At 55.0% G+C, this 13510-nt stretch carries 10 protein-coding genes; 4 read left to right on the top strand and 6 right to left on the bottom strand.

The window, feature by feature from the left end; all coding sequences use genetic code 11:
• Positions 1 to 45: 45 nt before the first annotated feature.
• From JWG43_RS05565 to JWG43_RS05585, 5 genes are all read right to left on the bottom strand, one after another.
• Complete coding sequence (locus tag JWG43_RS05565; RefSeq protein ID WP_205241827.1) at positions 46 to 1470, bottom strand: beta-barrel assembly-enhancing protease; 1425 nt, start codon at positions 1468 to 1470, stop codon at positions 46 to 48.
• Between the two features lie 196 nt (positions 1471 to 1666).
• Complete coding sequence (locus tag JWG43_RS05570; RefSeq protein ID WP_205241828.1) at positions 1667 to 2557, bottom strand: ABC transporter permease subunit; 891 nt, start codon at positions 2555 to 2557, stop codon at positions 1667 to 1669.
• Positions 2558 to 2587: 30 nt separating this feature from the next.
• Positions 2588 to 3412, bottom strand: a complete 825-nt coding sequence (locus JWG43_RS05575; RefSeq protein WP_205241829.1) for a transporter substrate-binding domain-containing protein — start codon at positions 3410 to 3412, stop codon at positions 2588 to 2590.
• 114 nt (positions 3413 to 3526) lie between these two features.
• Positions 3527 to 4294: an amino acid ABC transporter ATP-binding protein gene (locus JWG43_RS05580; protein ID WP_240193405.1), complete on the bottom strand. Its 768-nt coding sequence runs from the start codon at positions 4292 to 4294 to the stop codon at positions 3527 to 3529.
• Positions 4295 to 5086 (bottom strand): amino acid ABC transporter permease, encoded by a 792-nt coding sequence (locus JWG43_RS05585; protein ID WP_205241830.1) that lies wholly within the window; start codon positions 5084 to 5086, stop codon positions 4295 to 4297.
• Positions 5087 to 5503: 417 nt separating this feature from the next.
• Between JWG43_RS05585 and JWG43_RS19885 the strand changes: the two genes are divergently transcribed.
• From JWG43_RS19885 to JWG43_RS05605, 4 genes are all read left to right on the top strand, one after another.
• Positions 5504 to 7135, top strand: a complete 1632-nt coding sequence (locus tag JWG43_RS19885) for an ABC transporter ATP-binding protein (RefSeq protein ID WP_205241831.1) — start codon at positions 5504 to 5506, stop codon at positions 7133 to 7135.
• Between the two features lie 128 nt (positions 7136 to 7263).
• Positions 7264 to 7614 (top strand): DsrE family protein, encoded by a 351-nt coding sequence (locus JWG43_RS05595; RefSeq protein ID WP_205241832.1) that lies wholly within the window; start codon positions 7264 to 7266, stop codon positions 7612 to 7614.
• 16 nt (positions 7615 to 7630) lie between these two features.
• Positions 7631 to 9457, top strand: a complete 1827-nt coding sequence (gene uvrC, locus JWG43_RS05600; protein WP_338033239.1) for an excinuclease ABC subunit UvrC — start codon at positions 7631 to 7633, stop codon at positions 9455 to 9457.
• A 40-nt stretch (positions 9458 to 9497) separates the two neighbouring features.
• The gene (locus tag JWG43_RS05605; RefSeq protein WP_240193406.1) at positions 9498 to 10436 is read left to right on the top strand and encodes an MBL fold metallo-hydrolase; all 939 of its coding nucleotides are present in this window, start codon (positions 9498 to 9500) and stop codon (positions 10434 to 10436) included.
• A gap of 292 nt (positions 10437 to 10728) precedes the next feature.
• Here JWG43_RS05605 and JWG43_RS05610 read toward each other — a convergent pair whose 3' ends face one another.
• Positions 10729 to 13140 (bottom strand): Lon protease family protein, encoded by a 2412-nt coding sequence (locus tag JWG43_RS05610; RefSeq protein ID WP_205241835.1) that lies wholly within the window; start codon positions 13138 to 13140, stop codon positions 10729 to 10731.
• Positions 13141 to 13510: the final 370 nt, after the last annotated feature.

Genomic DNA, 13510 nt, shown 5'->3' on the forward strand with positions numbered 1-13510 from the left:
AGAGGGTTATCGCCTTGATTATCTGTGCTCGGCAGGTGGGATTTCTCAGCGCCCTCCACTCAATTCCTTGAGCTTTTCAAGAATATCGAGTGCCTCGGCCCGCAGCTTTTCCGGCACACTTTCATCCTTGGATGCGCGCAGCATGTATTGCTCGGCCACCTTCTCCCGTCCGAGGTAGAAATTATATTTGCCCAGATAGAAATGGCTGACGCTCATCCGCCCGCGATCCGCTTCGATTCGGCCCAGATCAAAATACAGCTGCGCATATTCCGGCATAACCCGAGTCATCTCCTGTAACAACTGCTCCGCCCTGATGAGATTACCACGCATCTGCTCAACCCTGGCCAAGTGATAGACACCGTACATATCGGTCGGATCGCGCCGGTAGGCCCACTCAAGCAATCGCCTGGCCTCTTCCACCCGACCAGCATTAAGCAGCAGAACAGCACGATCAATTTCAAGAATATCCTTATTCGGATATTGTTCCCGAACCTTGGCCAGGTGCCGCAGAGCCTGATCAACATTACGATTGGCGCCTTCCAGCAGGGCCAGGCCGTATTGGGCCAGGGCCTGCTGTTCCCTGTCTTTGGAATTGGCCAGGGTAAAGGCGCAGTGCTGCCGCAGCCTGGCATGATCCATGACCTGCATCAACACCCGGTATTTAAAGCGAAGAAAGGCAAAATTATCCGTCTGCAGATAATATCCTTCCTGGTGCCTTTTTTCGTCGAGTTCAAGCAATGATTGTACATAGCTCAAGCGGGCCTCCGGGTTGGGATGGGTGAGAAGATACTGGGGTGTGTCCGCACCCACCCGGTAGCGGGTGATTCGGCGCATGGTTCTGAGCATATCTTCCATGGCTGCCGGGTCACGCCGCATCTGCCGCATCCATTCAAAAGCAAGCCGGTCCGCCTCCTCTTCGTCGGTACGGCTGTATTGCAGTTTGACGGCCTGACCAGCGGCAAGTGATCCGGCCAGCAACCCCTGGGAAAGCCCTGGAACGCCAATAGCCAGACCGGCAATGGCAAGAATCAGCGAGGCAGCACCCACCTTCCCCCCTTTTTCCAGTCGCTGAGCAATATGCCGACTGTCCACATGACCAATCTCATGAGCCAGGACACTGACCAACTCATCCTCTGAGCGCATGGTCTCGATCAAGCCGGTGTAAAAGAACACCAGCCCGCCAGGGGCGGCGAAAGCGTTGAATTGATCGTTATGGACTATGAAAAACCTGTAATCAAAGTACTGCGGCCCGGCAGTTTCGAGGACCTCACGTCCCAGCGTATTGATATACTGGCTGATATCCGGATCATCGAGAATGGGCAATTCTCTGCGCACCGAAAACAGCAATCGCTCCCCGATATTCCGTTCCTCGCCGATAGTCAACGCCAAGGCGGACAACGGCAGCAACAGGAACTGGCCGATAAGCAGGACAAAACAGATAAGACTGCGGGCTACACTTCGACTCTTCATGGGAGGTCCATTCAGGCACGGAAAACAGCAACGAATAATATAGATGATAAAATAACGCGTTGGTTCTGGCACCGCAACCAATGCCGGCAGCTTTTTCCAGTCATCCCAGCATCCGTATCAGCTGTCAAGGGTTCCAACTTCAGGTTAGGTGCCTTATGGTTGCAACCGGTGAAGGGTCACGTCAAGAACAAAAAAACTAACCCCGTAATCGGGTACGGTTCAACTGTTGGTCCATCCGGTCAACAGCCAGAGAGCATGGAAAAGTCAACAGAAAATACATGGCGGCAATGGTCAACCATACCTCGATGGTCAAATAGGTCGAGGCCATCAGTTGTGTTCCCTGGTAAGTCAGTTCCTGGATAGAGATGACCGAAACAATGGCCGAATCCTTGATGAGCGATATCATCTGCCCGGCCAACGGCGGCAATACCCGGCGAAACGCCTGGGGCAGAATCACATGGCGCAGGATCTGGCCACGAGTCAACCCCAGTGCCTGGGCCGCATCCCATTGAGAACGACCTATGGATTCAATACCGGAACGGAGGATCTCAGCTACATAAGCGCTTTCAAAAACCGCCAGGGTGATCACCGCGGAAAGAAAAACAGAAAGTTGTTCCGGTTGGCCAAAACAAAAACGGAGCACCCCTTGCCAGAAAGGCGCGGCTTCTCCGGCGAGGATATCAAGATCCAGGAGCGGAATGAGTTGGTTGGCAAGAAAAAAATAGAACAGGAAAATGATAACCAGCGGCGGCAGATTGCGCATCAATTCGATGTAGGTTCGCGCCATCATCCGCCAGTATAAACTTCGACCGGTCCGGGCCAGGGCCATGAACAGACCAAGGGTCAACGCGAGGATACTGCTCCACACGCTTAAACGTATCGTTGTCAGCAGGCCATGAATGAGATAGTTGGATACCCACCGCCCTTCCTCCTGGTCATAGCGGAAGAGAAACTGGGGAATCACTGACCAGTTCCAGGTATAATCAAGGTGATAGGTGATCCGATAGACGACAAACCCTGCTGCGCCCAGCAGCAGGGTCAATAGAATGGCATCAAGCCCATGAAAGGAACGGCGAGAGGTCAGCACGGTCAACCGATGGAGGTCATCACGAGAGGATTACTGCACCAATTCCTGCCACTGGAGTGAACCGAACCAGTAGTTGTACCGCTCTTCAAACCAGCCCCTGTTTTTGGTGATCTCGATCCAATTGTTAAAGAAATTGAGTGTGTCGACATCTCCCTTGCGGATACCGAAAGAAATGGGTTCCTTCATCAGTTGATCAGGATACGCCATCAGGGTTTCCGGAGCAAGTTCGGCGCTATGGGCGGGCAATGGCTGTCCGGCCACCATGCCATGCACCCGGCCATTGCGGACCTCCTGCACTGCGGAGGGCTCGTCATCAAAAAGCCGCAACGTTGCCAGAGGAAAGCGGTTTTTGGCAGTTACGGCGGCGGTAGAACCCAATCGGGCTACCAGGGTGATCTCGGGACTATTGAAATCATCGATGGTAAACCCCTCGCTCATCTTCCGATGAGCAAGCAATCCCTGACTGGTGAAATAATAGGGATTGGTAAAATTGATTTTCATGTTCCGCTCAGTGGTCATGGTCATGCCTCCGATGATGACATCGAATCTGCCGGCAATCAGCGACGGAATGATCCCGGACCACTTGGTGGGAACAAACTCCACCCGGATGCCCATATCTTCGGCCAATTTTCTGGCCACATCGATCTCAAAACCGATCAATTCGCCCTTCTTATCCTTCATTGCATGGGGGACAAACACATCCATACCCACCCTGATGACACCGCGTTGGATGATCTGTTCAATGGTGCTCTCAGCAGCGAGTTTGCGCTGCAGTTCCGCAGTACTTCCTGGCACCACCGTCAGCATGAATAGCATAGCCATGGTTGTCAGCAGCGTTAAAACCAGTCGTTTCATATCCACCTCCTTGTTTTGTTGTTTGTTCAACGTACTCAACAGATGCCTGACCTGCTCAAGGATGACCGGCAAAGGGTACATGAGCGATGGACAGACCTGATGTTCCATCTCCTGTCAGAGAATCTGGCGGAGAAAATCGCGGGTCCGCTCCTGGGCGGGATGGAGAAAAAACTGCCGCGTTGCAGCGGCTTCAACGATACGGCCAGCCTCCATGAACACCACCCGATCACTGACTTCCCGCGCAAACCCCATTTCGTGAGTAACCACAACCATGGTCATACCCTCTTCCGCCAGGGTGCGCATGACATCAAGGACCTCCCCGATCATTTCCGGATCCAGCGCACTGGTCGCCTCATCAAACAACATGACCTTGGGACGCAATGCCAGGGCCCGGGCAATGGCGACCCGCTGCTGCTGACCGCCGGATAGTTCATCAGGATAACCGCCAATCTTATCCGACAGGCCCACTTTAGCGAGCAATTCTTCAGTGGCCCGGGTCGCCTCTTTTTTACTCTTGCTCCGTACCAGACACTGGGCCAGGTTGACGTTTTCCAGCACCGAGAGATGGGGGAACAGGTTGAAGGACTGAAAGACCATGCCAACCTCGCGTCGGATAGCCAAACGATTTTTTTCGTTGGCATCGAGTGGAATCGAATCAATGACAATACGGCCGGAGTCGATCATTTCCAGACCATTGAGGCAACGAAGAAAGGTCGATTTTCCTGACCCCGAGGGCCCGACAACCACCAGGACCTCTCCTCGCTTGACCTGCACCGAAAAATCGTTTAAGGCCGGCACGGAACCCGGAAAAATCTTGACCAGATGCTCAGCGATGATAATAGGCTCATCCTGGTCTGTTGCAGCATGAATATTTTTTTCCATTCAGGTAATCCTGGGAAATCGGCGCTCCAGTGCATTGGCCAGAGCCGACAGGGTCAGGGTCAGCAGCAGGTAGATTGCCGCCACCGTAAACCAGAGTTCAAAGGTAAGAAAGGTCTCGGCGATAATGACCCGTCCCGCCATGGTCAGGTCATACACGGCTATGGTGCTGACCAGGGCGGAGTCCTTGATCAATGAAACGGCCTGACTGGTTAGAGGCGGCAGGATACGGCGCACCGCCTGGGGCAGGATGATCCAGCGATACGCCTGATAGCGGCTCAAACCCAGACTATGGGAAGCTTCCCATTGCCCCCGATGTATGGATTGAATCCCGGCTCGGAAAATCTCCGAGGCATAGGCTCCTTCAAACAGACTCAAGGCCAGAATAGCCGTGGCCGTCCTGCCGATGTCAAAGATAGGAGCCATGACAAAATACAGAAAGAAAATCTGTACCAGGAGCGGAGTATTGCGAATGACCTCCAGATACACCCTGGCCAACCATCGGCCAACCGTGGAGTTGGAGAGTCGGAGCAAGGCAGTCACCAACCCGATACAGGCGGCAAACACCAGGCTGACAGCAGTGATCTCCAGGGTCACCATTAACCCCTGCAACAGAGGGCCGGGGATAAATTGACCGTCGGTATATGTAAACAGATAACGGGGTATCTGTCGCCAATGCCAGTTGTACCCCAACTGCTCCCCTCCCCGCAGAACCAGCCAGCCCACACCGGCCAGGGTCAGGACGAAGAGAGAACTGTCTCTGATGGAGGAGAAGGACGGGAAACGTAATGACATGCTATCGACACGGATGGATTAAATACGAGCAAACGTTTTGCCGGGTACAGGGAAAAGGCTGCATGCCCCCGAAAATGGAACCGTTTACCTGCGCTTCCCATACGGAGACGCAAACTGCAGATCTCCAGTCATAATGTGCACGGACGCCTGATCGACCATCGAGGCAAGGCCGGCAGCCGAGTATCAACAAGGAATACGGCAAGGTCAACAAAGAGACCATTACCGGAGAAAAGCCGGTCAAAATGACCAATTCATTGACGTACAATGGCAAATAAGTAGTCACTCTGTCCATTTTTTCAAGATCTTAATTGCAACCTGACCAAGAAACAGCCTGGAAGCCCTGGTCCATCTTCCTGTTGCCGACAAGATGTCCCTCGGGTAGAGTAACGACTTTCATCCTCTGTGTACGATATGCTCATGGCCCCTTTGCTGACCATCGACAACTTTTCTCTGACCTTCCTCGCCCATGCCCACGAGGCGGCGCAGGAATCCGTGCTCAACAATATCAGTCTGCAACTTGCAGAGGGAGAAACACATGCCCTGGTCGGGGAATCCGGTTCCGGAAAAACGGTGACAGCGCTGGCCATCCTTCGACTTCTGGAGGAAACGAGCCGAGTGGCAAGCAGCGGTTCCATTCATTTTGAAGGGATCGAACTGACCACCCTGAAGAAAAAAGATCTCCGGGCCATCCGTGGCAACCGCATCGCCATGATCTTCCAGGAACCCATGACCGCCCTCAATCCGGTCTATACCATCGGCAATCAATTGATGGAACCACTCCTCCTGCATCGGTCGCTCGAGGCGAAGCAAGCCAGGCAACAGGCTTTGCATCTGCTGGACCGCACCGGTATCGACAACCCCGAGTCCCGGATCGACTGCTACCCGCACCAATTATCCGGCGGCCAGCGCCAGCGGGTGGTCATCGCCATGGCCCTGGCCTGTCGCCCCAAGCTATTGATCGCCGATGAACCGACCACGGCCCTGGATGTCACTATTCAGGCACAAATTCTCCGCCTGATCACCGACATTCAACAGGAATACGGCATGTCGGTTCTGCTCATCACCCATGACCTGCCCATGGTACGCCGAATTGCTGATACGGTTTCCATCATGCATCGCGGCAGAATCGTTGAACAGGGCCCGGTGCGGGAAATTTTTGACCACCCGCGGGAGGGATACACCCGTCATCTCCTGGCTGCCTTGCCCAAAGGGATACAAGCGCCTCGTCAAGGTGGACCCAAGCTGTGTGAACTCAAAGATATCACCTGCACCTTTCCTCTCAAATCGGAATGGCAGGGTTTATTCCGCCGGAAAAAAAGAGTGCTGACCGCCGTGGATCGGGTCAGTTTGTCCCTCAACGAAGGAACAACGCTTGGCCTGGTGGGTGAATCAGGCTCCGGCAAATCAACGCTGGCCCTCTGCCTGCTCAATCTCATTGACTATAACGGCGAAGTCCTCTATCACAGCGGTGGCACCACCCACCGCCTTGCCGGTCTGCGCGGCAAGGATCTCCGTCCGCTGCGCAAGGAACTGCAGATTGTTTTCCAGGACCCTTTTTCATCCCTGTCGCCACGCATGACCGTGGAACAGATCATCACTGAAGGACTGCAGGTCCACAACATGGGCGGCACCGCAGCGGAACGGCGTGCCCTGGTTCTCCAAGCCCTGCGGGACGTCGAACTCGATCCGGACACAGCCAGCCGTTATCCCCACGAATTTTCCGGCGGCCAGCGCCAACGGATCGCCATCGCCCGAGCTGTCATCCTCCGCCCCAGGCTGCTGATTCTGGACGAACCCACCAGTGCCCTGGACATGACCATCCAGAAGCAGATCATTGAGTTGCTGCGTACTCTACAGGATCGCTACCGGCTCACCTATATTTTCATCACCCATGATCTGCGGACAGTCCGCTCCCTGGCCGATCAACTGGTGGTCATGCGTCAGGGCCGTGTCATCGAGAGTGGTCCGGCAGCGACCCTTTTTACCAATCCGCGCCAGGAATATACCCGCAACCTGTTCGATGCCGCCTTGCACCAGGTGACCGCATGAGCGAACCCGCAGCCACATCCATGGTTATGGCGATCACCGGATGATCTGTTCAATCGAAAAAACCTCGCCCTTTCTGCCGCTGAAAGCACCTTTTCAGCCCCTGTAGAGAACATAAGGAGCATGCAAACATGATCTACCGCGCCGTCTTCCACGTCGACATGGATGATGTCAAAACTTTCAGTCTGGCCCTGACCAATGTCGCCAATCTTCTCCGGGCCATCCCGGAAAAACATTATGACTTGGTCCTGCTCTTCAACGGACCAGCCGTCACTCTGCTGCAGAATGAGGAATGTGCTCAATATCGTGAAGAAATCTGGCAGCTGCAACAGACACGGGTCTCATTCAAAGTCTGTCGCAACGCTCTCAACCGCTTCAACGTCGCCCCTGAAAACCTGATTGAGGGATGTGAACTTGTCCCGGCCGGAGTGGTGACTCTGATCGAACTGCAGCAGGATGGCTACGCCTACATCAAGCCCTGAGGCGATCAGAGCCCCGGTGGACAGGAACCCTCTGTCCGCCGAGTTTCTCGCCACCGTCAGCCACGGACCTGGTGTCTATCAGATGCTGGGTAAAACACAGGTCCTCTACGTCGGCAAAGCACTTGATCTGCGCAAACGACTGAGCCAGTACGCCCACTTCACCGGTCCAGCGCACTCGAAGACAGCGGTGATGCTCTCCCACGTCCGGCGGGTGGAGACCATCCTCACCACCACTGAAAAAGAGGCCCTGATCCTTGAGGCCTCATTGATCAAGCAGCACCGGCCCCGCTACAACGTCATCCTCCGTGACGATAAAAATTATCCACTGATTAAAGTGACCACCCGGGACCCCTGGCCTCGGGTGGTAGTCACCCGCAAACGGCTCCGTGACGGCAACCGCTATTTCGGGCCCTATGCACAAAGCACAGCCATGCGCGCCACCTTGCAGTTGCTCCACACCCAGTTTCCCCTCCGTCGCTGCGCAACAGTGCAGCAGCGATCCCGCCCATGCCTCAACCATCAGATGGGCCGCTGCCTCGCACCCTGTGCCGGCAGGGTCGACACGAGCGAATACCAACGCATGGTGCGAGCTGTCGTGAACATCCTTGAGGGACGCATTGACAACGTCATAGAGGACCTGACCGCCAAGATGAACCGGGCTTCCGAAAACCTGGCTTTTGAAAAAGCAGCCCAATATCGCGATCAGATCAAAGGCGTACAGCGGACTATCGAGCATCAGGCCATTGTTGCCGAGCACCACCTGGATCAGGATGTGTTCGCCATGCACCGTCAGGATGCCTCCGTGGGCATTGCCCTGCTCTTTATCCGCGCCGGTATGATCACCGGGGCACAGTCTTTTTTTCTGGCCGACCCCCTGGGTGAGGACGAGTCTCTCCTGGCTCAGACTCTTTTGCAGTATTATTCAAGCGAACGGCAGCCGCCGCGGGAAGTACTGTTGCCCTTCGAGCTTGCAGATCAGGACCTGATCAGCGAACGGCTCACTGAATTTCGCGAGGGCACAGTGACCCTGAACGTCCCGCGGCGAGGCAAACGCATGCACCTGATGCGGATGGCGGCAGACAATGCTGCCCAGGTGTTTTCAGAGCAGGCTAAAAAGGAGCAATCCTGGACTACCCTGGCCACAGCCCTGCAACAGACCCTGCGGCTTGCCAACCGGCCCGACACCATTGAGTGCCTCGACATTTCCAACCTGCAGGGCAGGCAGGCGGTGGGATCTCTGGTCTCTTTCGTGCTGGGCGAAAAAATGACCAGACAGTTTCGTCATTACCGGATCAAATCCCAGGACACCCCGGACGATTACGCCATGATGGCTGAAGTTCTCGAGCGTCGCCTGGCCAGGGGGGTTGAACAGAACGACCTCCCCGACCTGCTCCTCCTCGATGGCGGCAAGGGACAATTACAAGTGGCAACAACCCTGCTTGCCCGCTTCAATCTGCTGGATACGGTCGATCTGGCGGCCATTGCCAAAGAAAAGGCGGACGAAGGTGAAAGGCTGTTCCGGCCGGGCCGAAAAAACCCTATCCTGCTACCCGCTCATTCGCCGGTACTTCTCTACCTGATGCGCATCCGCGACGAGGCCCATCGCTTCGGTATCACCTTGCACCGCAAGCTGCGTGGCAAGGACCACCTCCATTCCCGGCTGGATATAATCACGGGCATTGGTCCACGGCGAAAAAAACAGCTGCTGCAGACACTCGGCAGCTTCAAACGGATCCAGAAGGCCGATGTTGCCAAACTGGCCGCCACCCCCGGCATCGGCCCGGAATTGGCCCGTCAGATTTACGAACAGCTTCATCGCCATGATAGTACCCTGGATCCGTGAGCGTCCAGCCGTCACGGATTCAGGAGGACATGAACGGCTTATGGCCCATGCACGAGTTGGTTGTCTTTGCACGGGGATCAAACTGATTCGCCTGATTCAGGCCATTGACAATGGTGCCAACAGTTTTGAGGAAGTCAAAGCTGTTACCGGTATCGGCGCCGGATACTGCCGAGGAAAACGCTGCGGGGCAAAGGTCAGGGAACTGCTGGCACAGAAGCGATACGCTGGCTCTTCAGGGGCGGATCCTGTCTCTTGTCCCCTCGATTTCTTCACGCTCAACGAAAAAAATACCGCCACTGGAATACCTGCAACTCAGGACATCCGCTGCGGTCCTCAAGGAAACGGCAAGGAGGCGCCCATGATTATCAAAGTACTCGAAGGTGATACTTTTTTAGCAAACTGCTACATTGTTGCCTCCGCAACGACCCGACGCGCCATGATCATCGATCCCGGCGTGCAGGCAGGGCGGATTCTGGCAACCATTAAAGAACTCGATCTCTCCCTTGCTTTCATTGCCCTGACTCATGCGCACCTCGACCATGTCAGTGCCTTTGACTCCATCAGAAAAAAAACCAACGCCCTGTTTATTGCCTCCAGCGCCGAAACGGAGGCGGCATCGGCCGATCCTCCCCTGGTCATACCGGGGCTGACCTTCACCCCCTTCCAGTTCCCGTACAAACCGGACAGAGAACTCAAAGACCATGACACCGTGGAATTGGATGACCTCTCCTTCACCGTTCTTCACACCCCCGGACACAGCGCTGACAGTGTTTGCTATTACGGTCATGGGGTCCTCTTCTCCGGCGACACCCTCCTCAAGGGAAAAATCGGCACAGTCCTTCCTGGTCTGTTTCCCGGTCATGACCACCAGCAACTCAAAAAAAGCATCACCAAAAAACTGATGGCCCTGCCCGATGACACCCTCGTATATCCTGGTCACGGCGCTCCCACCACCATAGGTGCTGAACGACAGCACTAGCAGGAGTTGGCGGAAAATATTATCCGCACCCAAGGGTCACGATTATCCCCTGAATTCCTGAGCGTTCGTCGGTGCGTCAGCTTTATTGTCAATAAACGTTTGATGAAAGTACACTGTATCGGACGGTTATGGGCGGTGAAGATGGCGTGAGGACGGATGCCTTCGAAAGGCGGCTGATGAAAGCTATTGTCAAGGATTCCGCTGCAATTATAATATGATTACAGCACGATAAATCCAATACAAGCGCCCAGCTGTCACGGATCCAGGTATCCCTTTGCGATCCATACTTGCTCTACGATCGAGAAGATTTGCCTTGTCCCGAGGCCTGGCAGGCACGTCGGTAGACAGACAGGGTTTTCTGAACTCGCCCCAGTACAGTACCCTGAGGATACAGACCACTGCCGTTGATTAAACCAGCCGGCACACCGGTGATTAATTCCAACCCTTCAATGACATGCTCCGCGGTATGAATCCGGAACAGCCCCTGTTCGACAGCCTTGAGAACTTTGTGGTCGAGCATCAGGCGGCGACGGTTGCGGTGGGGGATGAGTACGCCCTGGCTGCCGTCCAGACCGAGGTCAGCACAGAGACCGAAGTAGCCCTCTATCTTTTCGTTGATATTACCCACCGGCAGCATCTCGCCATACTGGTTGAGGGCGCCGGTTACAGCAATGCCCTGCCTGAGCGGCAGTCCGGACAACGAAGAAAGCAAGGCATACAGTTCGGCACAGGAGGCGGAGTCACCTTCAATCCCACTGTATTCCTGTTCAAAAACAATGGAAGCATTCAAAGCGAGCGGAGCATTGCGGGCAAACAGCGCTGCCAGGTAATGTTGGAGGATAAGCACGCCCTTGTCGTGAATAGGTCCTGACATGTCCACTTCACGCTCGATATTGATCAACCCGTCTTCACCGGCGTACGTCCGCGCACTGACACGCATCGGAAAGCCGAAACAGTGATCACCCAGATCGACAACGGTCAGCCCGTTCAACTGGCCGACCTGTTTACCGTGCAGTGCAATCAGGACATCACCCTGAACAAAGGCTTCCCGCATCCGCTGCTCAGGATAATCGTGACGCCGCGAACGGGCAGCCAGGGCCGCATCGACATCTGCAGCTTCAACAACTGTATCACCGCGAGCCCGGCACAGCGCGGCACTCTCCATAATCAGTGCTTCGGTATGACCAAAGATTGCGCTTTGCCGCACTCTGTCTGCTGCTTCACGATGGTTCTGTTCCAGCAAACGGGCAACAGCAGTTGCAGAAAAATGCGGCAGGCCAAGTTTGTGGCAGGTATGGGCAACAAAAACGGCTGACAGGCGGCGGGTCTGATCGTTTGCTGGAAATGTTTCAGCAAAATCAACCTTTACTCGAAAACGGCGGGCAAATTCCGGATCGCCTTCTTGCAATTCATAATACTGCTGGCGAGAACCGATCAACACAATCTTGACATCGACATCAACCGCCTCAGGCTGAAGAGAAACCGCGGCGATAGGGGCAAAAGTCGTGCCCGGTTCTTCTATCTCCACCAGGCCGCTGCGCAGAAAGCGGCGCAATTTTTCCCATACCAGGCCATCGGCGAGCAGATCGCGCAGATGCAACATCAAAAATCCACCGTGCGCCTTGTGCAGGCTGCCGGCATGGATGCGGGAAAAATCAGTGACCAGGGTATCGTTCTCGGATTGATATTCGATTCTTCCAAACAGGGAACGAAACAGGGGGTTGTTTTCGATCAAAACCGGGGCACCGAGCAGACCGTGGTTGTCCACGACCAGATTGACCCGATAACGGGCCAGCAATCTGGTCAAGGCCTCCTGGCGGCCTTCGTCATCACCCCCGGAAGCTTTGAACAGTTCCAGATGGTTGAGCAGGTCGTCGATCACCTGCTGCAGATAGGAATCAAGCCGGTCCGAACCATTGTGCTGGTGCGCAAAGCAGGTGCGTATCCTGCCAACCTCACGGTCGAGAAGTGGCTTGACGACTTGGCGCCGTAAGGTCGCAAGAGCCTCGTTCATCACCTCTTCCATGGGGCGGATCATTTCGAAATAGCGGTTGATTTCGGCAAGCAGTTCCCGTTCTGCCTGGGCAATCTCGGCCCGCCGTTCTTTGGGCAGGGCAATCAGCTCGGCTTCGGTCATGGCCCGTCCTTTCTTGCCCCGCAGGGTGAAGAGCATCTGGCCGGATTCCCGGCGCAGGGTAAAATCACGGGCCTCGGCAAAGGTTTCAAGTTCGGAGAAAATCCGCGACTCTTCCGTGTTGTAACTCTTGGTGATGCGCTCGCTTTCCAGCTTGTATTCGGCCCCGTCCAACGTATGCGGTATTGCTCTTAACAGCGTCTTGGTCATCCGTTCCATACTCTGGATGAGGGTCCGACCATGCCCTGCGGTCAGACGGAGAGCGCGAGGATGTTCCGGGGCATCGAAATTATGCAGATAACACAGATCCGGCGGAGCCATCCGCTTATCAGCAACCGAATCCATGGCCTGTTTGAGCAACGAAGAACGGCCGCTGCCAACCTCACCCAGAACAAAGAGATTGTAATCAGTCTGATCCATGCTGAGACCGAAAATGGCGGCACTCTCCGCCCGTTCCTGGCCGATCCAGGGCAAGGGGTGCTCCACCAGTTCCGAAGTGTCGGTACATCCCAGTTCGCCTGGATCGACGATCAAGCGAAGATCAGCAATGTTCAGGTTGCAAAGCGGCATATTCGGATGGGTGAAAGAAGGAGGACATTTGACAGCGCAACAAAGACCCAAGGGAAAAGAGCTGTTTCCGGATGGATACGAGCAGAACGATACACACTCTGCCCCCTGTCAGCTGGTTTTGGAACTGAGTGAAACGCGTTTTATTGCAAGACCATTAGCTGAATTCGTGCCGTCTGGCCGCTTTTTGGGGATATATCTTGCTGTAATCAGATTGTACTTGCGGCGGTATCATTGAGAATACCCTTCACCAGCCACCCTTCGGGGCGTCCGGCCGCACGCCTTCTTCAATGCCCGTACCCGTCCGATAAAGTCTCCATTCATCGAAAGGTCACAGACAATACAGCTGACGTACGGACGAACGCTCACGGAT

This window comes from Desulfobulbus alkaliphilus (assembly GCF_016918545.1).
Taxonomy (GTDB): Bacteria; Desulfobacterota; Desulfobulbia; order Desulfobulbales; family Desulfobulbaceae; genus Desulfobulbus; species Desulfobulbus alkaliphilus.

Excerpts from the sequence above, each read along its gene's own strand:
- JWG43_RS05585 (WP_205241830.1), bottom strand. The coding sequence starts at position 5,086 with ATGTCATTACGTTTCCCGTCCTTCTCCTCCATCAGAGACAGTTCTCTC.
- JWG43_RS05580 (WP_240193405.1), bottom strand. The coding sequence starts at position 4,294 with ATGGAAAAAAATATTCATGCTGCAACAGACCAGGATGAGCCTATTATC.
- JWG43_RS05565 (WP_205241827.1), bottom strand. The coding sequence starts at position 1,470 with ATGAAGAGTCGAAGTGTAGCCCGCAGTCTTATCTGTTTTGTCCTGCTT.
- JWG43_RS05575 (WP_205241829.1), bottom strand. The coding sequence starts at position 3,412 with ATGAAACGACTGGTTTTAACGCTGCTGACAACCATGGCTATGCTATTC.
- JWG43_RS19885 (WP_205241831.1), top strand. The coding sequence starts at position 5,504 with ATGGCCCCTTTGCTGACCATCGACAACTTTTCTCTGACCTTCCTCGCC.
- JWG43_RS05605 (WP_240193406.1), top strand. The coding sequence starts at position 9,498 with ATGGCCCATGCACGAGTTGGTTGTCTTTGCACGGGGATCAAACTGATT.
- JWG43_RS05595 (WP_205241832.1), top strand. The coding sequence starts at position 7,264 with ATGATCTACCGCGCCGTCTTCCACGTCGACATGGATGATGTCAAAACT.
- JWG43_RS05610 (WP_205241835.1), bottom strand. The coding sequence starts at position 13,140 with ATGCCGCTTTGCAACCTGAACATTGCTGATCTTCGCTTGATCGTCGAT.